Here is a 25507-nt window from a genome sequence, read left to right as displayed (position 1 = left end):
TAATATTCGATGAACTTTCGCGCTTGCTGATGTCTTACTAAGAAGAGTTATACAGCAAGCCACTAAAAACGTTACAGGAGACATCAATGGCAACGAAAGGCGTTAATAAGGTTATTCTTGTTGGAAACCTTGGCAATGATCCTGAAGTTAGATACATGCCTAACGGAAACGCCGTTGCGAACTTAAGCCTAGCAACTAGCGAAAGCTGGAAAGACCAACAGGGTCAGGTTCAAGAGCGCACTGAGTGGCACCGCCTTACAATGTACCGTCGCTTAGCAGAAATTGCCGGAGAGTACCTGAAAAAGGGCTCGCAGATTTACGTTGAAGGTAAATTGCAAACGCGCAAGTGGCAAGATCAGCAAGGTCAGGATAAATACACTACCGAAATTATCGTAGACCAAATGCAAATGCTTGGCGGTCGTGGCGGTGAAGGTGGCGGCGGTAACGGTGGTTATCAGCGTCCTCAAAACAACCAAGGTGGTTACAACCAAGCACCAGCGCAGGGCGGCTATAATCAAGCGCCACAGCAAGGCGGTGGTCAACAAGGTGGTTACAATCAAAACCAAGGTGGCGGCTATAATCAAGCGCCTCAAGGTGGCAACCAAGGTCAGCCTAAGAACCCACCAATGGCTGAGCCAGATTTTGACTTCGACGACGATATTCCGTTCTAGCTAGTACTTAAGACCCATTTTTGTAAAGTTTTACTCTGTAGGCCTTTACCAACTTGATATTGAATCAAAAGTTTACATTGAATTGATTTTCTTTGTAAACTTTTTTTGTATTCAATCTTCAGGTTTATTGTTACTTAGAAACCTGTATAGTCTTGTGCATACTTCTGTATAGTCTTGTGCATTATGAGAACAAAATTATTTGTTAGTAAAACAGGTGAAAGATATTCGATTCTTTTAAATGATGAGGGGATTCCACTACAATACCCGAACCTATTTGCCACCATGGTTTATCGAAACGATGGACAAGCAGCTTCTTCTTGTCAAAAAGCGTTAGAGCATGTTTCTTTTTTTTTAGAGGTGTGCAACGGTTTAGAAATTGATGTTGAATCAAGAATCGCTAAAGCCGAGTTTCTTACTTATGAAGAAATACAGAGGATTGCTTATTTTGCAGGGATCACCCGTGAAGCAACGAAAGTAAAACTTAAAGCAATAAACAGCAAAGTTACGAAGCTTAAAGTGGTTAAACCTAGAATGTTAGAAACAGCTAGGTATTCAATTGTCGCAGAAAAAAAAGAAAACAAGGTTCATTGGCAAACCAAGTACAACCGAATCAGTGTTTTTTTACGTTACGCTAGTTGGCTTGAAAAGTATCATCATCCCTACACAGAAACGAGGACCGAATTTTACTTTACTGAACTACGACCTCAAAAGAATGAGGGTCCAACTTATGGAGAGATGCTAGAGGCCGTTACATACAAGTCTCTAACTCGTGACGAATACGCAATTTTCCTTGATCGTATTCGCCCCGACTATTCTGATAACCCATGGGACGACGAAAGTATTAGGGTACGCAACTATGCAATGTGTATGTTTATGTGGGCATTGGGTGTGCGACTAGGCGAGTGTCTCAATGTGAAGCTTCAAGACCTGGTTGTTAGAAAAGGAAAACGCTACGTCGTGATAAGGCGAAATGCTGATGATGTCAACGACTCACGAATTAACCAACCAAAGGTTAAAACCAGTGGAAGGAGCTTGGCATTGTCGGCTAAGCTCCAAAAGATCCTTGATAATTACATCTACGAACATAGGGCAAACTTACAGAATGTTGCCACTAATGAGTTTTTATTTGTTTCTCATCGTGTAAGGAAAGGTAAATTAAACCCCTTATCGATAAGTGCAGCCGAAAAAATATTTGCACAACTAAGCGAAACATTGGGCTTTCATGTGCATCCGCACCGACTCCGCCATACTTGGAACGATCGTTTCAGTGAAGCAATGGATAGAGCGATCGCCGCTGGCACAACAAATGAAAATAAATCAGAGGCTGACCGCTGCCAACTTATGGGCTGGCGACAAGGTTCGACAATGTCACTTGTGTACGCCTCTCGACATAACGCAAAGCGCGCTATGACGCTTGCGCTGAATATGCAAGATGCTGACTTTGCGACAAAGGAAAGTATTGAGTATGACGAAGACCTTCCATTTTAGACCTGTATAGAGAACTACATGAACAAACATAATACTAATAATGCACATTCAGAGTCTAATCGAGGTACTTCCGGTTTTTTTGACACAAAATCTGAATCAAATAGCAGAATTTCATTTAGTGGATTCGAGTTTCAAATAACTGATGATATGTGGGTATTAGACTCCGAAAACACAGTTGGAGTAAAATTTATACAACTCTATTCAGACGAATTTCGTGAGAATATATTGTATACACTGGCATATTTTGCTGAAACTAGATCGGCAGCTTATGTTGGAATGCATGCTGTCGAACTAAGAAGGTTTCTCAAGCATGGCAGAGGGTTTACCTTATCAGGATTGTTAAATTACAAACAATCAACACCAGAGAAATCAAGGGATAATTGCACAAGCAGACTTCGAGCATTCTTTCGCCAAATGATTTACCTTGGATTTTATGTGCCAGAAGACTTTATGAAAGAGTTTAATACTTGGGTGCTAGGAGGAGGTGAAAGAGGAGTTCCAGTATTGAGCCAGGACCCAGTAGATGGTCCGTTTAGTGAGTTAGAGTTTAGAGCGATTCATTCATCCTTGGACTATAAATATGCTGATTACACTGTATCGGATAGAGAATATTCACTTGTAAAGTTATTCATGGCGACATTTAGAAGGCCAGCAAATTTGAAGCAGTTAAAAGTAAAGGACCTCAAAGCGAACTCAAACACACTGGCTACTCGGCAGACTATCTTCATACTTAATATTCCTCGAGCTAAAGGTAAGAATAGGAAATTTCGCTCGCAGTCAAAGCCATTTGCATTAGTCGAAAGTATTGGTTTAGTCCTAACAAAATATATCCAAAACTCGATTAGAGAGGTAGAGGTCAAGCTAGGTCGGAAGCTGAGTGAGGAAGAAGCGAAAGAACTACCGATGTTTTTTAACCACAGGTTGGTAGACGACTTGCGTGAGTGTAGTACCGATAATGCACTTGATTATATTGAAAGTGAAATTCCACATTTAACGACAAATGAATTAACAAGAGAGTTGCAAGCGATAGTTGATAAGCTAAAGATTATATCGGAGCGCACAGGAAAGCTTTTGAAAACAACCGCGTATCGCTTTCGATACAGTGGTGGAACAAGGGCAGCAGAGGCCAAGGCAGGCATGACAACTATCGCCGAATTATTAGATCATCTAGATACTCAGCATGTTGGAGTATACTTTGCTAATTCACCTGAGTTAGGTCAGCAAATCTCAAGCATTATGAATAACCCGTTGGCTCGCTATGCAAGTGCATTCAAAGGTGAGATTGTCGCAGATGAAGAAGATGCATTTCAGGTTAATCCTGATGCTACTCGCATTCCTTGTGCTGATAAAGGGTGTGATGTCGGTAGTTGTGGTTCTAGAGGTTATTGCACCGACTATGCCCCTGTAGCTTGTTATCTCTGCCCCAAATTTTTGCCTTGGAAAGACGCGCCACATTATGAAGTGCTGGAATGGCTGCTCGAAGAACGCAATAGGTTAGCCGAAACACTTAATGATGCAAAGGTAGTGCAAATCAATGACAGCGCTATCTTAGCTGTTGCGCAAGTGATGAAAGCTTGTGAAGAGAAGAAAAAGAATAATGACTGAAACCGAGATTTTACTATTTACTCCTAAGCATGAGCTTGATTTTGAGAAGAATATTGCAGACTTCATCAGCGAAGTTGAAAGCGCTCCAAATCCAAATTCCAAAATGAATTACAGTTCTTATTATTGGGATGGTCTCGGTAACTTCACAAAAATGGGCGTCAATAGTCGAAAAAAAGATAAATCTACTTGGCTTGATGACTCAATTATTAGGTTTGCAAAAGCTTACATAAAATATCAAGCAATAAAGAGTGGCGCGTCTATGTATGCGCATTTCTATGCAATCAGAGCATTGGAAGCTGCATTCATAAAGCGTGGTGAAGAAGTGGTAATTCCTAAATTGCTTCCCAGAGATTTCGATCAGGCAGCCCAAGAAGCTAAAGCTAATATGGCGGAGGGCGCCGCATATCAAGCGGGAATGAAGTTAAACTTCATGCGCAAGTTTTTAATTGATCACAAAATGATAAAGCCTTTTGAGTGGAAAAATCCTTTCTCTAAACCAAAAGACAAAAAAGATCTTACGGGCGACGTTGGTCAAGAGTACCGAGAAAGCAAAATGCCCGATGAAAACTCGATAATGGCAATGGCAGCAATATTCGCAAAGAAAGATTCAGAGCTTACCCCGAGGGATATATTTACAACGTCGACATTTAGCTTGATGATGAGCGCTCCTGAAAGAGGTTCTGAGCCTCTTTATCTTAGAACTGATTGTATTGATGTACATATTATTAAAAAGTCGCAGAATGACACTGAGCGAGATTCTGACAAGGTATTAAGACAAGATGATAGAACAGAGATTTTGCTGGCCGACAATGACGACGAGCTCCCTGTTGAAGAGCAAATAGGTATACGGTGGTTTTCGGGAAAAGGTTACGGCTACGAAAATAAATGGGTGCCTGATGTCATGAACCCTGTCATTAAAACGGCGATAACGAGGTTGAAGGAGCAGTCAAAACAAGCCAGGGAGTTTGCAAAAATGCTTGAAGAGTCGGATGACTTTCCTCGTCATCCTCTTTGTCCGAGAGTCGATGAAGACAAGTTACTTACAAAAGCACAAGCAGTCGCTGCACTTGGCCTGGACACATCTCTATTAACCCATACACAAGCGAGAATATCTGGCAATCAACTCCTTACTAAAGTTGGTATAAAAAGAGCTGACTATGTAGTTTCATTAAGAGACCTAAATAAAATTGTAAGAGCAAGGCTACCAGAAGGATGGCCGTACATACCATTTAAAAAAGGAAAGGTTAAACTCAAGTGGTCAGAAGCGCTCTATGCTGGCTTTGTTAACCAATTCAGTGCATCCAAAGGAACTATATATACAGAGCTTTGGATTCCTGATATTACGACTTTAAATGAGGATTTAAAACCTACGATTAAGCAAAACCGTTCCACTGGTAAAGTCGCTGCTGGTAATCTTTCGATTTTCGCTCGTCATGGATACAAGGGATTGGAGTTAAGAAGTCATCAACCTCGACATTTACTAGACACCATGGCTTCTGTTAATGGAATGAGTGATACATTAAGGTCTAAATGGGCGGGTAGAGCTGACCCAAAACACAATCGGTATTACGACCATACGGATGAGCAAGAGTACAACCATGATTGGTTAGAACATCAATCTAAAGGTGAGCTACTAGAGGACCGTGACGTTAGAAGCCTGTTCAAAGTCCAAATAGTGAAAGGCAATATGCGCTCTCTGCAAGAGCACAATACTCGTGCAAGTCTTGCTGTTCATATTACTGAATACGGTGAATGCAAGCATTCATATATCGACGAACCCTGTATGAAACACCGAGATTGTTTAAATTGTAATGAACTAGTTTGTACTAAAGGCAATGACGATAGGCTTAAGCGGATTCAGGAAAAGCTCAAGAAGGAAAGATTATTACTGCGAGGAGACGAAAAAGCAGTTAATGATGGAGTGAAAGGTGCAGAGCAGTGGTATCAGCGCAGACTGACCACCATAAAGCGTTGTGAGAGCTTCATAGAATGGCTTACAAGCGATGATGTCAAAGATGGCGACATGATTAAACTAGCTGACGCTGAGAATGTGACACACTTAGACAGAGCATTAGAGGCTAACGGCCGCAAAAGGTTACCTAAGATTGAGAATCATCTCCGTAAAAACAAGATTGCTGATGATACAGTCCCAGTAGAGTTTGTCTCTATAGATCAGCTACTGGCGCCAACTGGTATTGTGGTTCCAAATGACGATGACGACTTAGACTATAACGACTTTGTCTTGGATGATTTTTAATTATGGCAAAGCATTTAACTGATAACGACATTGAGGCGATTGTTGAATACATTGACGAATGGGATCTCAGTAAGAAAGTGACTTGGGAGAAGCTTTGCACTGCTCTGGATGAAGACTTAGATATCAGCCACACACGACAAACACTGCAAAGTCATGACCGAATAAAAAGCGCATTTGATGAGCTAAAACTCCACCTCAGAGGCAGAAAGAAACAAGGAGGCAAAGTGCTACCCAGTTCTTTAGCCGCCGCAGCCAAAGAGATTGAAACACTAAATCGAAAGAATGCTCGATTAGAGCGAGAAAATAAAAATCTACTGGAACAGTTTCTTGTCTGGCAATACAACGCTCATATACATGGAATGAAGCAAGACCAACTTAATCGACCACTTCCTGAAAGCAAACGTGATTAAATCGTTTTCAGACTAAAACCGTATGTTAGTCAAAACAGTTATTCTTACCTATATCAAATCTAATACTGGCTGACCTGACAGTCTGAATTAGACACAGCCGACTTACAGGTGACTTTGATAGATATACAGCATGCGTTCAGCGCTCGCCTTTGCGAGCCATTTAAATGTGTAGGACAGTCTATCAGAGTAGTGTTTTGTTACGGGAAAATAGCATCATTTCTATAGAAGTGTGTATAGCATAGAAAATAACTGTTTTGCTTTTCACTTTAATAACTTCAAACCATCTTCAGGGTTGAGGTTTAATGCTTCACAGTATTGAACAAACTCATACACATCGATTTTTCTCTGACAACGCTCAATTTTGCTTACAATTTGATGTGTTTCATCAATCATTTCACCGAGCTGTCTAACGGTAAGACCTTGTGCTTTTCTTGCAGAGACCAACCACTTTATCAAAGCGGCGTACTGCTGAGTAGTGATAGTTTTTTTCATAAGCATCATTATGATGCTGTTTTTATTTGTCTCCAAAATGGAGCCAAAATGGCATTTGCCTGCTAGTATGTATAATAGATAGCTTAATTAACAATGGTAAACACTTGAAATGGAAGATATAGATAGCGACCCAATGTCTGAAAATGTAGAGAAGCTGCTCAAAGTCGGTGCGCAAGCGATGATATCGAATATTGAAGAAAAGAAAGAGTATCGGGATGGCGTGGCGCAATTGATGGAAAATCACAATCGAATCGAAAATGAAGGAGCTCTACTCGTTCAGCCTTATTACCACTTTTGTTGTCAAGTCTACGTATCTGAGGGAAAAAAAGGCCTTTATGAAGTTTTAAGAGAAGGCATTCTCCCATCGATAACAACTCCTTTTTTTCAAATGTGGTTTATTAATGACTTTCATACTAGGAACTACGAAAAATACTTGGCCACAGACAGGCCTGCATAGAAATATTATTTAGAGATGGTTTAAAGTATTGAAAATTAATGACTTTATTGTTCGCGCACACATCATTTTGATGTCTTTTTTTACTTGCTGAAATACCCGATAATATTTGTGTAGGTAAATTAACGTTAACTTCAAAAGGACAAAAAGCATGGGTAAAGTTTCATCAGTTGACAGACTCTTTGCAAAACTAGAGAAAGAAAGGAGACTAGTACTTTCTCTAATGTACGATGTACGGGCAGTCCTTGAAGAAAAAGGGCTTGATGATATTTATATACACTCCAAGTTAAATAGACTGAGCGTAGCCAAAGACAACCTTGAATTACTTGCGATGACGAGGTTTCTCGACGACGAGGGGAGGCATATGCTCGCTCATCGAATTAACTATAAGCTAAAAGACCTCCATGGTTTTTACGCCGTTTCGGCGCGCTTCTCCGAAAAAGCATAGTTTTACGAATAGGTAGTTACAAAAGTTAACTCGAACTCGGATAAAAAGCGAAGCTCTAAGAGTTGATTTGTTGCTGCCTTGGAATCAAATGTGGAATTGTACGAACCAATGATAGGGAACCGTTTTTGGTGGGGGCGTACTATTTCGACATGAGCATTTAAATTTCAAAGTGCTAAATGGTTAGCATGACTTCAAATTTGGAAAGACTATGAATTCAGATTCTAGCACCGAAAACATAATAGAAACGCTCAAGAAGTGGACAGATGATGGGATTAGCTCACCGTCACTATTGATATCGTTGGATGACGACTTGTTTTACGTAAGTTACTATCAAGGTATGGGAAATTCTGATTACACGTCAGTTGACAAGTTTTTACCTCAGTATAAAACAGTTATTGAGCGGCTCTATCGGGAAGGTAAGTTGAGAGCATCGGGGCAGCCATTTACTTTGTACCCCGACAGTGACCGATTTAGAAAGCTCAGACTTGAGACTGGGAATATGAAAATAGACGAGCAGGCTAGATAACATTAGAAGCACTAAATATCTAGTCTGACACTTTTGTTTGCTGGTTTAAATACCATCTGACAGGCGCCATAAGATAAGTTGCGGACCAACAGATTATTGACTAGCTACTTCTGCTTTGTACGTAAACCGGACCTTGGAGCAATGAATTTTCCATCTCAATGGCCAGTAGACTAATAGCAAAAACATCTGCACACTGAGCAACCAATCCTTGGCAAGGACGCCATTGTTAGCCACTCACACGCATACCTATAAACGCCACCGACCAGAGCAGGGTAAGCGAACAGAGTTAGGGACGCACGACTCCGTCTTCATTTTTTCTAAGGTCACGCATAATGAAATTCTGGATTATCAGGAAACGGATAAACAACTACCTTTTCTACGATTTCTATCCTGAACTTTTCATAAAACATAGGGTGAATCACACATTTGTCCTCTGCAGTGATTGCTAATCGGTCTTTTACTGTGTATTCGAAATCAGCCTCAATGATATTAGAGTTCTCGTTTTGCTGGCGTATCACGCCGACAATACCCAACTCTGATATTATTTGTTTAAACCTCGTTCTAGAGTACTCACCATTCGGCCATTCGGCTGCTGTTCGCTGAGCTATTCTATCTAAATATTTGCCTTCAAATATGTTAGGCACTCCACTAAGAGCATCCAAAACCTTGTTAACATTCGGATATACAGTCGAGTAAGAATTAATTACGCCATTGGCTAAAGTAACTGAAGTATCTTTCACGATCGCAATCATATCAGCGGGTCGCTCATTAAAAAGTGGATAAAACTCCTTATTTATTGCATTTCTAGCGATTGCATTGCACAACACAACTATCTGTCTTGGTCTCATTTGTGTGTGTCGCAAAATATAAGGGAAAGTCTTTTCGGGTATACCTGAACCATTCGTGATCGATTCGCCAAAATGGGGAATCCAAACTTTATTTAATACATCTGAGAAATTTGACCACTTAATTTTGTGTGGTGAAGAAATCGCACCTTTGAAATAACGATCCAAGTGTCTATAAAACCTCCAGCTTACTAAACGCATGAGATCTTTTGGTCTCCAATGCATGTAAACTGGATGTCTAACGAACTTGACCGTATTACTCATTGCTGACTCGGTGAGATACGGAAAAACTTCAGCAGAAACAAACGTTTTAATATGAATACCTTGACGACTGTATTCGATATTAAAATTGCTTGAGCATTGTATAAGTGCCGCCAGAGAATTCATTACATCAATATTATCAACAGAATATTTTTCCAAAGAGTCCATAGCGACGATAACCGGCTCATTTTTTGCTATTTCAAGCATTTTTGTTTTTGCCAATTGGACACTTTTGGAGGACAGAAAATCTTCTAAAGATTCTGAAAGCTGTTCTGAATCATCAGGTAAAAATCTTTCCAATATGTGTTTTAAAACACTTCTGATTAGGAAAGAGCCTTTGGAGTCCTGTGACAAGCATGCAGCACCTATCTCTGGAGAACGATCTTTGTATTTACTAAATATGAGCGTCCAAAAAATGTAATCCCATATTTTTACTATCCTTGGAATTGCTATAGTCGGATCGGGATCTGAAAATTTTGAGACTTTTTTTAGGACATTCGAAAAAATTTCAGGCTCGTCGATATCGATACATCTTGAGTTTTCAATTTCATCTTGAAATGTAAAGTAGTGTGCGAGTGAACTCTTACCAGTACCTCTTCGACCAATTATTAGATAACAATCGTCTTCTAGCGTCGCTGTATTAAAAGGAGTTTCTTCGAAATAATAATTTTCATAGTTTTCCTTGAGTACTTTTATCTCGTCTTCGCAGCTAGCTTCCCCAAAAGGATGTTTGTAGTGAAACAAAATCGGTTACCTCCATGTAAAATCAGGGTTTTAACTCATATGGCAATAGTTTTGAACAATGTTTGGTTAAAAATTGATCAAAGTCAAATGAAATGAACATGTAGTGATATTGCGGAATAAAATTCTCATTCGTTAAACTATATCCAGTATAGCTTTCAGGTAGTTTTGACGTATTTGAATAAGACGTTTCTCAATTTGTACGTAAAACCTCACTCTTATTGATAAGGTATACACAGCCTCCCGCGCCTCAGACAACCGAGTCACCCCAGTCACATTCAACCCTTCAACCTGTTTTTTGGGTCGATTTGCTTCCGGTACTATTGCGTGTCTAAACCCATGTTTTGCTGCTTCCTGTAAGCATTCTGTGCCATTGGGTACGGGCCGTATTTAAAAACTACGCAACCTACAGGCCATTTTATTTTGTGTATTAATAACAAAGGCTTGATTCACATTACAAATTCTAGGTAATTGTCTCCTACCAGCCCATAGCACTCGTTCACTCAGATGGCATCGACGATCCGGAAATGGCACAATGCTGCAGTAGCAAATCAGAAAGTTGAATGTCCGTTGTTTGTCTAAAATGGCCTGTCACATGTGGCATTATCAATTGCTGAAGCTTTCTCTAGGAGGACCATAAGCCTAAATTGTGAATTGCCGCTTTTGGGCAAAGAAACGTTGATTTGCAAAATCTGACATCAGGTACAGTATTATTCTTTGAGCACGTTTTTAATCCTTTTTGGAAACAAGAGTTAATCGGATTAAAAGATGCCAGTCAGTAGAAAACAGATTTTGATAGAGCAAGCAGAAGTACTTTTGAGCAATCTGGTTGCATTGCAGCAGCCAATAGAAAATGAATTTTCAATACCTCACGACGATGTTGTCGTTTCCATTTAAACAGCTGTGAAGTTACTGCAGGATGCTCAAGAGCATGTAGCCAATCATTAGCTTGTTACCTGCAAAAGTAAAATCAAGTTTTTAGTTATTGCGAACAACCTGTTTGATTTTTACCCAATTCTTTTAAGAAACTCTTGACTTGCAGAAAAAACAGGTTAAATAATAAACAAATCGCTTACAAGGACGCAGACGATGAATTTTAAGAAAGTCATTCTTTTCTTATTCTTACTCAATTTAACTTGCGTTAAATCTTTTGCTTTTCCAGCTTGCGAATTACTGAGTGATGGCAGCAAGAACTTTGTTCAGTGCGATTACAAGTTATACAAGACAATCAATTACTGTCCTTTAAATTTACCATTGGTGTCTTGGGTAGGACTTACGAAGGACACGGGTGACGCAGATACGTCAAGTCGAAATTATAAAATAGATCCCAGTGCAGCCGCACTTAACTGTCAGCAAACGTCAGACAAAAAATATAATCCCGTCGAACCGGGATATGACGTGGGGCACCTAACAGCAATCGACCATCTCGACAACGATAAAGCAGCTGCGCTTGAAACTAACTTTATGACAAACCTTGTGCCTCAAGTCGCCTCTTTGAATCGACATGGCGCATGGAGAAAAAGTGAGAGGTTAACAGAGTGTTATAGAGAAGAATATCGACGAACAACCGTCTACTCTGGTGTCATTGTTGGCAACGATTCTGATAATGACCACTTTATCGCTAGCCACGGATTAGTCAAAACACCAGATAGGTTTTGGAAGCTAATTAAGTTTTTGGATGAACAAAATCAAACTTTCTATACGGCATGGATATTCGAAAATTCGGACGAAGGTGCATATCAACCTTTAACAGAAAATACGTTAACAAAAGCGGGCTTGCTGACACTACTAAATTTGGAATTTGACACTTACAAGCCTGTAATTCAGCTTCTCAATCGTGAGCTACCTGCGGATGCTCAATCTGTAGAGCTATATATTAACCGTAAATGCCATTCAAGAAACGGATAGAGGGTTGGCTCAATGAACATGAAAAACTTTTGGGGAATCAGTCTGGCCTTGTTTGTATTCGGCGGTGTAGCAAGTTTTTTGGGCGCATCGATATTTAAAATCAATCTCTATCAGATTTCCGAAAACGCTATTCTCGCCAACATGATTTATATCACTTTTGTCATTATCGTCATTGAACGAGTTCTTGAATCTTACAACTCCTCATTGAGAAAACCACTTCGACAGAAATTTATAAGTCATATCGAAGAACTCTCTGCGAAGCGAGACCGGAAAATCACAGAGAAAGAAGAACTGGCAAAGCAATTGTCTAGTGTCACCACAAACGCTGACTACCAAACCTTACTTAGAGACATAGAATCACTGGACTCGCAGGTACTAGTAAAACGTGCTGAGCTACAAGATTTTAAACAAGAAACACGAACAACATTGCTTAGGATTTCTGTGTTGATGGGAGGGGGGCTTTCAGCAATTGGCTGTCTTAATGCTTTCTCCCCCTTTGTTGATGACACTTTGTTTATTGGCACTCATTCTGAAGGGCTTCATCGTGCGTTGTTTGATGGGCTGTGTGTTGTCATTTCGGCGTGGATTGTCGCTGGGGGCTCTGAAGGCTGGAATAGCGTAACTAAATTTGTTGAGAGCAGTATTAACCCGTCTAAGACGTAATTTTAAAACCAAAGTAGTACCGAATACTTTAGGATAAAATATGGAAAAGCCGATTGTTTTAGCCATTCACGGTATGGGAACTCATAAACCCGGCAATATAACAGATGAAATCAAAAAGGGACTCACAGAGTGTTGCAGTTTTTTTGATGAAGACTCTTTTAATGCCGATAATGAATTTGAGTTTCGAGAGTTTAATTATTCCGACTATTTGGACGAAGTTCGCAAGGAGTGGAGTGATGAAGCAAAAGCCATTTCCGACTTTATTGGAGCAGGTCCAGTAATTGTTCAAAAAATTTATGCGCTTCAAAGCAAACTGAATGACGATAGTTTTCTTTATACGCATTGGCTTGACGTAGTGACATACTGCTTGCTTGGGACACTGAGAGAAACAATACTATCAAGATGCATTGAGACTATTCTGGCTACCGTAAAAGAGGCTAGAGATGACCCTGAAAATCTTCGTGAAGTCATCTTACTCGGGCATAGTTTGGGTACTGCCGTATTACATGATTCTATTACTAAACTATATGCAAAGCGTGATGAGCCTGATACTGGTACCAAAATAAAATTTACGAATTACCCCATATCTGGTTTGTGGACAATAGCAAATGTGTCTCGGATGACGCAGTTATTAACAAGGCTTGAAGATCCGAATCACTCGATTGCAAGAGATGATGACTATCCACAATTTGAGGGAATGAGCTACCAGTTTTACCCTGTCTATAACCAATACGATCCTTTCACTGTATTTAAACGCTTCGCCCTTGATCCACAATGGGGAGACTTAATTCGTACAAACGAAATACGAGACCTAGGTGAAGGTGATTTTCCATTCAACCCACATAGCTTGGTTGAATATCTAGCCGATCCTGAGGTTGGTGGAGTCTTTTTATCACAATTTTCAACACTCAACTTCTCCACTTCGCAAATGCAGGAAGCTAAGAAAAAATACAAAAAAACGACGGTTAGCGGTCCAATCTCAGATGCGTTCGATGAAGTTAAAGCAGCTATGCGTGAACTTGCCAAACAAACAGGAAACGCGGCAACACTTTTGACGGCAGTTACTAAGATAATTGAGTTGTATGAGCTTATAAAAAAAGCGTACGACATAATGAAAGATGGAAAAGGGAAAGGATGATATGAGTCGTTCAATTTTTTTGCTGTTAATCATGCTCAGCATTCAGTTTTCAGTAAATGCTGATACCAATAAGTTAGATTGCAATGAAGAATTCGCCAAACCTAAAGAAATACTCATTCCACTCTACCTTGACGTAGTTTCTTTCGCTCGCAATACGTGTCAATCCCTTAAAAGTGATGAGTTGAGAGCGCTGACAGACTTTGAATATCTGACTGGGAACAAGTCAGATGGCTCGCGTGATTCTTTAATCGATTTTTATGAGGAAGCCTTTGACCCTAATGTGTTCCCAGATGTAACAATGGCCATTGAAGCTTGGTCTAAGAACGAAGTCTTTCAAAATAGATTAGTCGAGTACGGTGAAAATTCTGGACTGGATACAAGACTATTTGAGCTAACCGCTGCATATTCGTCTGGTCAAAGATTCGGCTTTCATGGGCCCGAACGAAGTCGAATTGGTATTCAAAATCCAACACAAGACATGGAACAAGCATGCTCTGGTTACGGGTACGAAAACTGCAAATCGTTTTTTGCTGATATCGACCGTGTCACCACTATTCAAAATAGCTATATAAAGAAGCGCTACTCGGACGAAACACTCACAAATGTAAGACAAATTCGAGATAACTGGACAAAGTTCAGTGATGAGTCTCGTTTTCAAACACCGATAGATATTTTGTTCACATCTTGGTTATATCGAGACAAACTCTCTGATGGACAAAAATTGGCACCACCGCCACGTGCACAATATTTTCTTCTTCACCCCAGCGTTGTTGTCGACCACTTCTCAAAAGCATCAAGGGGGGACCGAGACGAGCTGGGACTTGCAGTTGAATGGATTGGCTTTAATAGATGGGATAATCGTATCCCTTGGGGGATTTCCATAGCGTCCGTGTACGCTGACCGACAGGATGGTAAAAGTATAGGACATGGATTGATGTTTCATGTAAACAACACACTCAGTTTTGGATTCGCAAACCGAGGTGGTGGAGACAATAGCATTTACGTCAGTATTGAATTAATGGACTGGTTCAGCGATAAGAAAGACAAGTATAAAGCTTATATAAAGTAGCTATTTTTTGACTTTGTTCGGAAATATAGAGAATTAATTTGCGTTCCCTAAATTTATTCACATCAATAGAGAGGATGTGGCGAATGATGCAAAACCACCAAAAATTTCACAATATAGTTGTCTCGCTTGCCCTTGTTATTGCAGGTTTTTGGGCCGTCATTGAATTTATTATAACTACACAGCCGTCTATCGTGATAGACACCAAATGTGAAGCGTTCATGCTCGATGATTCGAGGACGTTTTTACGCATTTATGCAACCATCTCGAATGTAGGAAACGCAGATAAACAGTACGATAATGACTCAGAGCTATACGTTACAGTGAGGGATTTACAGCCCTCATATGAAATAGTACCAGATGAAGTATTAGGTTCCATAGATTTTGCAGACTCCGCTCAATTTGGTGTTTTTCCGTTACTCGGGGAAGGATCTCAATCGATGGCCTTCTATCCGATCATCAAGCCGAAAGAAAAACAGCCTTATCAGTTCTCCTTTTTCATAGCTCCTTGGGTTTCAGATGTCTCGGTATATTCGTCAGTGCGAAAGAAGTCCTCAGAAAACAATCGAGAGGTCGCAGCCAAGATTATTCACAAAGGCTCCTATGAAACTTGCACGCTCTTGCCAGAAGGTTTGGATCTTGATTTTGATAATTTCTCGGATTTCAAAGAAAAAAAGGCCAGCCTGAGAGCATCTAAGGAGAGGGAAGACTTTTGCATAACTCAGCCACAACAGCAACAACAACCACAAGAACAACAGCAACAATTGATGACTGTTAATCAAGAAAAAATTGATGATATACGTTCTAAATTGGGGATCCATCAATGTTGATTTACGTTCGCATACATCTAATAAAAGGCTAACAAATGGAACTCTTTTCACTAATATTAGGACTAGTGTCAGTTATTATATCGATTGGTGGAATCTGGTATGCTTTTAATTCAGCACGAGACCTTCGAAATGATTTAAGCACAAAATACATCGGAGCCTTTCCCGCTCATATCTCGGATATTGTTACTGAAATAAAAGATGCGAGAAAAACTATAAAAATAGTAGTGGATTCACCAGCCTATGGATCGTTTTCAGCTCCAAGGCTATTTACTAAGTATAAAGTCGCGCTCACAAATAAATGTCTTGATGAAACTGCTGGTATAGAAGCTAAGGTAATTGTTAACTCGCCGAAATTTCAAACCAAGAAAGATTTATCTCAAGTGACGCATTACATCTCAAAAAATCCAGAACTTAAATCAGAATACATTGCATTCAGCAAGCTTCCAGCAGACTTGTCAAATAAAGATTTGATGAACCACCTTTTCAAGCGAGATTCTGATTTGGTCAATATGTTAAACCAAGAAATGCACAGTGATGTGTTTACCACAATCGAACCTAACGATTTCCCAAATGTTATGTGTTGGATCTTCGATGATTTAAGAGCCATTTTTGTTATTCCAAATCACAGTGATATAGCAGAGCAAGCTTTTTTTACGCGAGAACCAAAGTTAGTGAAGGCGCTAGTAGGGATTTTTGAGGAAGCTGAAAAATCAGCAATACCGTGTAAGCCAAGTGAATTTAGCCTAAATAAGAAAAGTGACATAAGCAAGTAAGGCTTTTATACCGCAGCTCATTTTACTGACAACTGCAACTATCACCGGCATATAATGTACAAAAATAAATTATGATACTGCTTTAGTGAGCTAGATATTTTATTACTTAATCATTTTAAGAATTTTGAGGTGCTTACATGAGCGGGAAACCCTACCCAGAAGAGTTTAAGATTCAAGCCGTTGAGCAAGTGATAAAACAAGGCCAATCAATATCGTCAGTTGCTAAGCGATTAGGTGTGAGCTTGGGGGCGCTATCTGATTGGGTGAAAAGATATAAAAAGCATTCGAGCCAGTGGCAACAAGAAGAAAACGATACTAATTCAGAACATATGCCAAGAGTAAACAAGAAGTATGAGGAACATATTCAAGCAATAAGAAATATTGAAGAAATTTTAAAACGTGCTTATCCAAAAGAAAGTGATAGTCTCGGGCACAAAATTTACTTGTTGGTTGTAAAGACAACAAAGTATTTAGGGATTCCTGCATTACTATTAGCATCAGTTTTGCCTGTTTATGACCTTGTACAAAACTCTAGAAAAAGTCTATCTGAAAAATACCTTATTAAGACTTTTACCGAATACGCTATCTCCCTATCTGAAGCCGGAAATGTCAATCGAGCAGAGTCCATTTTTAAAATGGTAGAAGATAAGGCAAAACTAAACCCTTCCATACTTTATTTCCGAGCAAAACTATTTGCAGAGAGTGCGATTCTTCAAGGAAAAAATATTAAAGAAGCGGAAGACTTAATAAGAATATTGCTAAAACTCAATACTGTTCAAAACATTTTTATCGGAAGGATTGGACAGGATGAAGACTACGAAAAGCTGATACTTATGCTTTCTGAAGTTTTTATCGCAAGTGCCGAGTACGAAGAGGCAATTAGATTTCTTCTAGAAAAAGAAGAGCATTTCATCCAGCAATCCGACGAAATGAAACAAAAGTATAACATCTTACTAGCGACAAGTTACGTGTGGACTCATCAATTCGAAAGCGCTCATGACAGGCTAGAAACTGCGAGCAATTTAAAACTAGAAAATACAACCAATTCTTCTGCTGAAATAGTATTTCAAATGGCAAAAAATGAACAGTTTCAGTCTAATTTTATCAAAGCGGCAGAACTGTATGAAAAAGCACTAGAGATGTTTACGCAAAACGAAGATATAAGAGGCAAAATAAAATGTTTAAACAACTTAGGGATGATTCTACACACAAGATTAAATGATGATAGGAATCTGGAACGTGCGCTTTCCTTTTACAGACAGTCTTCGGAACTTTCCAGATCTATTGATGACGACACTGGAATTGCTAGAGCTTTCTACAATATTGCTGCTGTGCGTAGTCAAAGGGGTGAAAACGATAAAGCACTACAAGACTATATAACCTCTCTTTCCTTTTTTGAGAAAGGAAACAATTTATACGGTAAAGCGTTAACGCATGCCGCATTGGGAATTGTATATGGTCGATTGAGAAATTATGAAAGGCAGTATTTCTATTCAAATGAAGCTTTAGAAGGCTATATAAATTTAAAGAATAAAGATAATCTGGGGCAGCAAGCAGGCGAAGTTGCAGATGCTGCTAAAGACCTTGGTGACATGGAATCATTTTTCATCTACAACTATGTATCGTTTGTTCTAAGGCGTGCTAACCAAGATAACTACTGGCAAACAAATCTCGGCATACTAAAAACTCATAAAAATTTAAATAGTGAGGAAAAGTTTGACTCTATGCTCGTTAAGGCAAAAAAAAGGGCAGAAGAGATCGCGAATCGAGTAGGTTATATTCAAATGGATTTTTCGATTCCATGGGATTGAGTTATTTTGAACTTTCTGTTAAGCCTTTGTCTCAGAACTTTAATTTTAAATCAAATAACAGGTTGCGATATTTCTAAATATCGTAGACATCAGCTCTGAGAAAAAACGATATGTTAAACATTCAAGACCTGAATAAGCTGAATGTCTGTTGTTTGTCTGAAGCGGCCTGTCGCAATTGCTAAATCCAATGTCCGCTATTCGCTCACAGCAGTCCGTCAGATTTGGTTCTGTTCTGTCAACTAACGTGTTAGTTAAAACTTGGGTTAACATTTCAAATCAATTGCTTAAGATTCTCTTTTAGCTAACCCATGCCATCTATGCATGGTTAGCTGAAGTTGAGGCGTAATCCATTTCGGCGATACTTCTGGAATCAACTTTTTTTGTTGAATTAATCGCTCAACAACTTTTACACTAAGAGTCTCAAGTGCAGCAACCAGTGTTTCGTTGCAACTATCTTTCCCAACGAGTATCCATCGACCATGTACATCTAATCCAGGTGCATATACCCCAGTCGCTAACTTATCTTCAAACTGCCAGATTGAGTCTAAAAAATACTCATCAGAGGACATAAAATGGTCGGATAATAGCGCTTTTTCAATTGCCGAAAGCAGTGATGATTCGTCATTCACACTTTGATTTGCTCTGATATGGTCGAAAATGCACAAAGCTGCTCGTTTGTTTCTCGTAGGTAACATCGAGCACTCTCTTGTTGCTTTGTTGGTGTCCCTGTTTTGAATTAACTTATCAGACTCTTCTTTTAACCGTTGAGCTTCCTCTTTAGTGTTTGCAACAACTTCAAAAATATTATCAAACTCGAGGTTTGCTTGTATTTCAGGCTGCCCTTCCCTGTCTTTTACTAGTTCTCGAAGCTCAGCATCTTCTTCAAGTCTTTCGGAAGCTTGCTCGTCGTAATCACAATCTACGGGCCCAAACTCACGGCCAACTGGACCCCCGAGCGCTCCGTGCAACCTTCTTTTTTTGCACCAAGCGATGGCCATCTTATCCATGATGTCTGCCGGAATATCAATAGACAATTGAGAAAAGGCGTCATCACCCGTATGCCCTTGGGTTAAATTAAATGAAACAGGGAAGTCTATAATCAGTTCTGCTGGGTTTGTATTGTCACTTGGATTTGAGGCACTGTCTTCACTAGGAAACTCTTGGTGCAAGCTATGGTTCTCGTCACTAAAAATCCATTCGGTTCTAGTCATCATAAATCCTATTTAAATTTACGATTAGCAAGCAATCGCAATGTGCATTTAGTCATAGCAGAAGGTTTAAGTATATACATAAAAGCGTAATGGCGATAAACGGCGAACGTTCGTCAGTTATATACCCTCGATTGAGCGATAGTAAGTCTACTAGGATATTTCCACGTAAATCTTGCTTCCTACAAAGCACTTTCACTCATATTAACATTATCGTGTCTAAGGAGCCTTTACACTCTTGTGCGTCATGCGGCGCCACAGCTCACTGTCGACGCAAAGTCGTCGTGGGCGGAGGACATATATATCACGAGAATCAAGAGTCATTAGCAAGCTCTGTAGGGCCCCAGAAGCGCAACATAAATATTCCTAAGTAAAGTCATCTTGCCTCGTTCAAGTAATAAACAAACTGGGGGAGTTAGGGAGTTAGTTAAAGGTGATAAAAGTTTTCAATCACGGCATGATAAGGGGAGCAACCACAAGTGAGAACTAAGTAATCATGAATAGCAATTCTCTAATTCTCTTTCTACTGAGTTTTTCCGTAGTGTCATGTGGTTTACCCAGTAATGCTCATGCTCTAGTAAAAAAAAGCAAATCTGGCATTTGTCATGACACGTCAAGTTCATCCTACAATCGAACCAAGAGCTTCGAAGCATTTAGTACTATTGAAGCTTGCCTCGGTAGTGGCGGTCGATTACCCAAAGCGAAAACGACATATCATCAAGCGGAAGTAGATGCGCTAAACGATGGTAGAGCTTTTACCTCTAACTATGATAGAGGCAATTGGCCCCATTGGATTGACGACGACAACGATTGCCAAAATACACGTCATGAAATGTTGATATTGAAATCAAAGACTTCTGTAGTTTTTAAGACTGATAACGGTTGCCAAGTCGTTGTAGGTGAATGGTATGACCCGTATTCAGGTGAGACGTTCGTCGATTCTACCGCGCTAGACCTCGACCACATTGTTCCTCTTAAATTTGCGCATGGCCATGGCGGCGACAAATGGTCGAGGGATAAGCGCCAAGCTTTTGCAAATGACCCCCATAATCTCCTATTAGTTAAAGCATCATTAAATCGACAAAAAGGAGCCAAAGGCTTAGATGAGTGGTTACCACCTAATCACGCTTATCGATGTGAGTATATAGAGAGGTTCATGGACATTATCGACGACTATAGTCTTACACTCATCCCTGCTGAGAGAAGAGTCATCAATAAAATGCAAAAGGCTTGTGCAAGGAAATAACTTGGTTAACTACCTGAACAATTGAATAAAAAGACGATATAACTATACATTAGATCAGTTACTAGTTCGATAAAAGGGCGGTAGATTAGTTTGCATCGCTATCTTGAATGGATTAATTGAATGAAATCTATATTTACGAACGAAGTAAGAGCAATGGTCGCAGACACTTACCTTTCTTATACTTCTGACATCCATGGTGCCGAAGCGTTTAAGCGCTTTATATCAAGGCCAGCCTCACTTCTCGATGTAAGGAGAGACCCGAAGTTCATAGCCTTTACAGACAATGAACTGATTGATGAAATGAAGCTGATGGAGCGAGATATCATTGTACTTTTTAACAAAACTGTTCAACGCTTTATATTGAATTCAGCTTTGCATTCTATTTAGCATAATTGGTTTCGTAGAGCGGGATATTACATTATTTTGAATAAATAGAAGTGTTCTAAATCTCAATTAAGCCTCATCAAAAAACCTATATTAATCAATATGATTTTTAGAATTTATTCCTTGAATTCTGTGTTTAAAACGATAATATCGTGACTAATAACAAAACTACTTGTTAGATTATTAGTAGTTCAGTTGGACGGTTTATGTTCTTAATAGGTTGTAGTCTTAATGATAAGTAAAGGACTTTCACAGGTTTAAAGGTCGAAGACCTTTTCCCAGTTTACAAGCTACGAGATTCGCCTTGTAAAAAGTGCCTAACTGAACCCCCAAAAAAACTGAATGAATAGAACTCTTGCTAGGGCATTGAAAAAGCCACTGTACTGTAAAGATGAGGACAAAAGAATGGATAGCGATAAAAGTTTAATTTATGAAAAACTTAGCAATGACGAAAACCAACCACTTGTAGTGGGTTATATGAACATGAACACTTCCAACACATCGCTCTGTCTTGAGAGGGCTGAGTCAACTAATGGCATGTCTTGCCTAGATTGCCCCCCCTGCCCAATTTAAGCGGCCTGCTTTGTTCTTAATAATTGAATTGAATATTAATTTCCTGAAGCGAGTTTAATTTCTTTCTTTATATGAGTTCCACTGTTCAATGCAACGCTTTCCTTATAAAGGAGAAACGTTGCTCTGAAAAAGATGAAGTAACTATTATCAACTGGTGTTAAATAACTCGGACAAAATAAACACGAGATTCTCTATAGTTTAATTATAGAGCCAGGAGTCAGCAGCATTTTGTACCTTAGTTATTTTTAAAAAGCATCAGATTGCTCTCGGTATTTATTTCGTTTAGCTTCTTCTATTTCCGCTTTAAGATAATTAACTCTATCCTTTCTCATATATAGCAACCCAGCTTCTCCAGATTTTCTGTCCCGATAAGCTTCTAATACTATTCCGTCTTTCAAAATCCACCGATAAGCGAAATAGTTATCGTGAGCTGAACCAGTAGTACTTTTAAAGTGGCCATACTTAAAAGAGACGAACTCTTTTATCTCAGTTAGCTTTTTATCCAACGCCTGTTCAGGAAATGTATACCTTACTTGAGCAAGCTCTTCATGTGAACTATACGTTAACATCAAGTTCTCACTACCGCTTAAAATGGCAGAAGAATCGTAAACATCAGTATAAAGGTCATAGGGGAGACCACTTCCCGAAGATGCTAGCTCTTGAAGAGGTTTCGCACCTGCTTCTTTGACTGCGAGACCTAACAAAAATCGATTAGTACAGTTAAAAGACTCATTAAAGATGGTAGTTATGCGATTGTTTTTGTCTGAACAAGTCACATATTTTAAGCCATTTCTTACTTCCTTTTTCGCGTCATCTCTATGTTTATCTAGAATGGCGAACTGGTCACCAGTATATTTTTTGTAGTAGTCCGCGCCTAATTCTGCAAATTTCAAATACAGATTTGCATGCTCTAAAGAAGGATGTTTCATTTTGTATTTTTCTTTGAAAAGTGACTTCATAACGAATAGTCCAGTACCATGACTATTACTAAGAAGTGCGTACTTTATTGCTAAATCAAACTTTCTTTGTTTTGCAAATCTTCTAGCAAGTGCGGATGCTGCGAGAGTATTACCACTATCGGCAAGTTCAGTTGTTACTGCGATAATCTTCTCATCGCCGCGCCATGTGCCTTGTTTTCTGAATTTTCTTACTACGGCGAGCGGGTACTTTGATTCTATTGCGCGTTTCATCCAATATTCAGCGCGTTCCTTTGATGGTTCTATACCCTTCCATCCATTGCTCAAACTATGCATGCTTGAGAGACGATACTGCGCATATGAGTTACCGTTATCCGCGGCTTCTAACCAGTACGATGGATCATCACTCAACTCTAAATGAGCATTTTCCCAACCGTCAGCTTTACTATCTAGGATCTTTTGGTAATAAATATCCTTGTAATGATACTTTAAGGGGGCTGACTCAACTTCATGAAAAGACTGGGGGGTAAATTCGTTATTTGAAGCAGTCGTAGGAAATACGAAGAATAAAAAAAGCCAAAGATGTCTCATCAAAGTCCTTATTAAAATATTATTTTTAATTATACAAATTATCCGAGATGGTATTATCTGTTGACATTACAAGTCTTTCAATATCAATCACGAACGTTATCACATCTTCCTTAAGTTCTAATTAGTGTATTGTCATTAGTTCCCGCCGTGCCCATCAATTAGGAATTTGCTAGCGTAAATAAAACGACCGTTTTATTTACGCTGACTTTACGCTTCCAAACTTCAATAACTTTTCTTGTTTTAATGTAAATAAACCCGTAAATTAAACTATGTAAAGTAAACGTACGTTTTTTGCACATTGGTGGGACTGGTATGATATTCGGATACGCTAGAGTTAGCACAGATGAACAGTCTGATAACGCTCAAGTATATGCGCTAAAACACGCTGGGTGTGAGCGTATATTTAGTGAGAAGCTAAGTGGCAAGTCAAGACAGCGTCCGGAACTAGAGAGAATGCTCGACACGTTGAGAAAAGGTGATACTGTCGTTGTGCAACGCCTTGACCGACTCGGGCGTAGCTTAAGAGATCTAATTGAGTTGTTAGACAGTCTTAAATCGCAGCAGGTTAGCTTTATAAGTCTCAACGAAAATATTGATACCACAACTGCGGTTGGTGAGTTAGCGTTTCATATAATTGGTTCAATTGCACAATTCGAGCGTCGCTTGATTTCAGAACGAACTAAAGCCGGTCTTGATGCTGCAAGATCAAGAGGTAGAAAAGGAGGAAGAAAGCCAACAATGAGTAGCGCTGACGTGAAAAAGGCTGCTGCAATGTTAAAGGACCCTAGTATTACAAAAAAAGAAGTCGCAGACCATTTTTTAATCAGCCGTGTAACACTCAATAATTCCCTCGCTAGAGAAGGCCTCGATGGGCTTCCTTCGAAATAGGACCAACATTGAAATTTTTCGGCTTTAAAAAGCCTCTAGCTTAGAATTGGTCGGGAATAATTGAAGTCTAAAGCGATGTAACAATCTTTCTTACGAGAATTTGGACGTACAAACCCGTCAAGTATTATTCTCTTTCATGCTAACATGCGCAGCTTTAAAATTTACCACAGCCTCGGAACAACCATATTATGAACAAACCTGTTTTATTTTCATTTTTTTCAGGCTCAGGCTTTTTGGACCTTGGCTTCGAGAATTCAGGTTTCGATGTAGCGTTCGTAAATGAATACCATCTTCCTTTCTTAAAAGCATACCAGTTTTCCAGAAAGCAAATGGGAATTGCTCCTCCCAGATATGGTTACAATGCAGATTCGATCGAAAGTCTATTAGAGAATGAAACAGGCAAAAACTTTAGCGAGTTAGTAGTAAAAGCTAAATCGAGCGGACAGCTGGTTGGTTTTATCGGCGGGCCTCCTTGCCCTGACTTTTCCGTTGGAGGCAAAAATAGAGGAAGCACTGGAACAAATGGAAAGCTGACACGCACATACTTTGAGCTTATTTTTAAAGACCGACCTGATTTTTTCGTATTTGAAAATGTCAAGGGATTATGGCGGACTAAACTTCATCGGAAATTTTATGAAGAAATGAAACTGATGTCGAAGTCTGCTGGCTATGTATTAGTCGATCGACTAACTAACGCGATAGAATATGGTGCACCTCAAGACCGCGACAGAATCTTCCTGTTTGCTATTAAAAAAGAGCTAGTTAATAAAGGATTAAGCGACTTAAATATCACCGACCAATTCAATTGGAAGAAGTTTTTATGTGCAGACAGAGATGAAGTTTTAAGTAACACAGCCTGGCCAAGTGAAGAGAAGTTTGAAGCGGACTCCTGTACGGTTTCGGAAGATTACATTCCAGATGATTTAAAGCGATTAACCGTTCAATTTTGGTTTGACAAAAATAATGTCATAAGTCACCCGAACGCATCTCATTGCTTTAAGCCAAAATCGGATAAATTCTCGATCATAAAAGAAGGAGATGATTCAAAAAAATCTTTCAAAAGACTTCATCGTTGGAGATACTCGCCAACAGCCGCGTACGGAAATAACGAAGTTCACTTGCATCCATATAAAGCAAGAAGATTAAGTGCAGCAGAGGCATTAGCGATACAGTCCCTTCCGGCTAACTTCTTCTTACCACCAGATATGACTCTAAGCGATATGTTTAAAACTATAGGAAATGGAGTACCTTATCTTGCTGCAAAAGGCTTAGCGATGACAGTGGCCGACTTTTTCGAAAATCACGTGTACTGA

At 39.4% G+C, this 25507-nt stretch carries 24 protein-coding genes and 1 pseudogene; 20 read left to right on the top strand and 5 right to left on the bottom strand.

Features of this window, described 5'->3' with window-relative positions:
* Window positions 1-86: 86 nt before the first annotated feature.
* The 5 genes from ACXACS_RS00650 (at window position 87) to ACXACS_RS00630 (ending at window position 6431) form a co-directional block, all read left to right on the top strand.
* Window positions 87-671, top strand: a complete 585-nt coding sequence (locus tag ACXACS_RS00650; protein ID WP_334058631.1) for a single-stranded DNA-binding protein — start codon at window positions 87-89, stop codon at window positions 669-671.
* A 183-nt stretch (window positions 672-854) separates the two neighbouring features.
* A complete protein-coding gene (locus ACXACS_RS00645; protein ID WP_474802856.1) occupies window positions 855-2159 on the top strand; it encodes a tyrosine-type recombinase/integrase in 1305 nt (434 codons plus the stop codon).
* A gap of 18 nt (window positions 2160-2177) precedes the next feature.
* Entirely contained in the window at window positions 2178-3764 is a 1587-nt protein-coding gene (locus ACXACS_RS00640) for a site-specific integrase (protein WP_474802853.1), read from the top strand.
* The gene (locus ACXACS_RS00635; protein WP_474802850.1) at window positions 3757-6021 is read left to right on the top strand and encodes an integrase; all 2265 of its coding nucleotides are present in this window, start codon (window positions 3757-3759) and stop codon (window positions 6019-6021) included. The genes ACXACS_RS00640 and ACXACS_RS00635 overlap by 8 nt, the downstream gene beginning before the upstream one ends.
* Before the next feature lie 2 nt (window positions 6022-6023).
* Complete coding sequence (locus tag ACXACS_RS00630; RefSeq protein WP_239241744.1) at window positions 6024-6431, top strand: hypothetical protein; 408 nt, start codon at window positions 6024-6026, stop codon at window positions 6429-6431.
* Between the two features lie 261 nt (window positions 6432-6692).
* Here the strand turns inward: ACXACS_RS00630 and ACXACS_RS00625 are convergent, their stop codons facing one another.
* Window positions 6693-6923 carry a helix-turn-helix domain-containing protein gene (locus ACXACS_RS00625; RefSeq protein ID WP_474802848.1) on the bottom strand — a complete coding sequence of 77 codons (231 nt, stop codon included), beginning with the start codon at window positions 6921-6923 and terminating at the stop codon, window positions 6693-6695.
* A gap of 109 nt (window positions 6924-7032) precedes the next feature.
* On the opposite strand from ACXACS_RS00625, the gene ACXACS_RS00620 reads away from it, so the two are divergent.
* The 3 genes from ACXACS_RS00620 (at window position 7033) to ACXACS_RS00610 (ending at window position 8351) form a co-directional block, all read left to right on the top strand.
* Complete coding sequence (locus ACXACS_RS00620; protein ID WP_474802845.1) at window positions 7033-7380, top strand: hypothetical protein; 348 nt, start codon at window positions 7033-7035, stop codon at window positions 7378-7380.
* A gap of 148 nt (window positions 7381-7528) precedes the next feature.
* Entirely contained in the window at window positions 7529-7825 is a 297-nt protein-coding gene (locus ACXACS_RS00615; protein ID WP_474802843.1) for a hypothetical protein, read from the top strand.
* A gap of 208 nt (window positions 7826-8033) precedes the next feature.
* Window positions 8034-8351 carry a hypothetical protein gene (locus ACXACS_RS00610; protein WP_474802840.1) on the top strand — a complete coding sequence of 106 codons (318 nt, stop codon included), beginning with the start codon at window positions 8034-8036 and terminating at the stop codon, window positions 8349-8351.
* Between the two features lie 323 nt (window positions 8352-8674).
* On the opposite strand, the gene ACXACS_RS00605 is transcribed toward ACXACS_RS00610, so the two are convergent.
* On the bottom strand, window positions 8675-10201 hold the full coding sequence (locus tag ACXACS_RS00605; RefSeq protein WP_474802838.1) for a P-loop ATPase, Sll1717 family: 1527 nt from the start codon (window positions 10199-10201) through the stop codon (window positions 8675-8677).
* A 231-nt stretch (window positions 10202-10432) separates the two neighbouring features.
* Window positions 10433-10588 (bottom strand): annotated as a pseudogene (locus ACXACS_RS00600) (DNA repair protein RadA); the annotation flags it as partial.
* Window positions 10589-10966: 378 nt separating this feature from the next.
* Here ACXACS_RS00600 and ACXACS_RS00595 point away from each other — a divergent pair.
* From ACXACS_RS00595 to ACXACS_RS00560, 8 genes are all read left to right on the top strand, one after another.
* Window positions 10967-11095, top strand: a complete 129-nt coding sequence (locus tag ACXACS_RS00595; protein WP_474802836.1) for a hypothetical protein — start codon at window positions 10967-10969, stop codon at window positions 11093-11095.
* Between the two features lie 192 nt (window positions 11096-11287).
* Window positions 11288-12106 carry a DNA/RNA non-specific endonuclease gene (locus ACXACS_RS00590; protein WP_474802834.1) on the top strand — a complete coding sequence of 273 codons (819 nt, stop codon included), beginning with the start codon at window positions 11288-11290 and terminating at the stop codon, window positions 12104-12106.
* Window positions 12107-12118: 12 nt separating this feature from the next.
* Window positions 12119-12769 (top strand): hypothetical protein, encoded by a 651-nt coding sequence (locus ACXACS_RS00585; RefSeq protein ID WP_474802832.1) that lies wholly within the window; start codon window positions 12119-12121, stop codon window positions 12767-12769.
* Between the two features lie 40 nt (window positions 12770-12809).
* Window positions 12810-13907 (top strand): hypothetical protein, encoded by a 1098-nt coding sequence (locus tag ACXACS_RS00580; RefSeq protein ID WP_474802830.1) that lies wholly within the window; start codon window positions 12810-12812, stop codon window positions 13905-13907.
* A gap of 1 nt (window position 13908) precedes the next feature.
* Window positions 13909-14976 (top strand): hypothetical protein, encoded by a 1068-nt coding sequence (locus ACXACS_RS00575; RefSeq protein ID WP_474802828.1) that lies wholly within the window; start codon window positions 13909-13911, stop codon window positions 14974-14976.
* A gap of 83 nt (window positions 14977-15059) precedes the next feature.
* A complete protein-coding gene (locus ACXACS_RS00570) occupies window positions 15060-15803 on the top strand; it encodes a hypothetical protein (RefSeq protein ID WP_474802826.1) in 744 nt (247 codons plus the stop codon).
* A 35-nt stretch (window positions 15804-15838) separates the two neighbouring features.
* Window positions 15839-16576, top strand: coding sequence for a hypothetical protein (locus tag ACXACS_RS00565; RefSeq protein ID WP_474802823.1), 738 nt, complete (start codon window positions 15839-15841; stop codon window positions 16574-16576).
* Between the two features lie 137 nt (window positions 16577-16713).
* Entirely contained in the window at window positions 16714-18387 is a 1674-nt protein-coding gene (locus ACXACS_RS00560) for a transposase (RefSeq protein WP_474802820.1), read from the top strand.
* Window positions 18388-18671: 284 nt separating this feature from the next.
* Here the strand turns inward: ACXACS_RS00560 and ACXACS_RS00555 are convergent, their stop codons facing one another.
* Complete coding sequence (locus tag ACXACS_RS00555) at window positions 18672-19598, bottom strand: hypothetical protein (RefSeq protein WP_474802817.1); 927 nt, start codon at window positions 19596-19598, stop codon at window positions 18672-18674.
* Between the two features lie 493 nt (window positions 19599-20091).
* Here ACXACS_RS00555 and ACXACS_RS00550 point away from each other — a divergent pair, with 493 nt between their 5' ends.
* Both ACXACS_RS00550 and ACXACS_RS00545 read left to right on the top strand, forming a co-directional pair.
* Complete coding sequence (locus tag ACXACS_RS00550) at window positions 20092-20841, top strand: HNH endonuclease family protein (RefSeq protein ID WP_474802814.1); 750 nt, start codon at window positions 20092-20094, stop codon at window positions 20839-20841.
* A gap of 120 nt (window positions 20842-20961) precedes the next feature.
* Window positions 20962-21228 (top strand): hypothetical protein, encoded by a 267-nt coding sequence (locus ACXACS_RS00545; RefSeq protein WP_474802811.1) that lies wholly within the window; start codon window positions 20962-20964, stop codon window positions 21226-21228.
* A gap of 815 nt (window positions 21229-22043) precedes the next feature.
* Here the strand turns inward: ACXACS_RS00545 and ACXACS_RS00540 are convergent.
* Window positions 22044-23306 carry a hypothetical protein gene (locus ACXACS_RS00540; protein WP_474802808.1) on the bottom strand — a complete coding sequence of 421 codons (1263 nt, stop codon included), beginning with the start codon at window positions 23304-23306 and terminating at the stop codon, window positions 22044-22046.
* Window positions 23307-23618: 312 nt separating this feature from the next.
* On the opposite strand from ACXACS_RS00540, the gene ACXACS_RS00535 reads away from it, so the two are divergent.
* Together ACXACS_RS00535 and ACXACS_RS00530 are read left to right on the top strand one after the other, a co-directional pair.
* Window positions 23619-24194, top strand: coding sequence for a recombinase family protein (locus tag ACXACS_RS00535; RefSeq protein ID WP_474802805.1), 576 nt, complete (start codon window positions 23619-23621; stop codon window positions 24192-24194).
* Window positions 24195-24382: 188 nt separating this feature from the next.
* Entirely contained in the window at window positions 24383-25507 is a 1125-nt protein-coding gene (locus ACXACS_RS00530; protein WP_474802802.1) for a DNA cytosine methyltransferase, read from the top strand.

It is taken from the genome of Alteromonas sp. AWM4_230, assembly GCF_056158305.1.
This window is presented reverse-complemented; position numbering and strand designations above follow the sequence as displayed.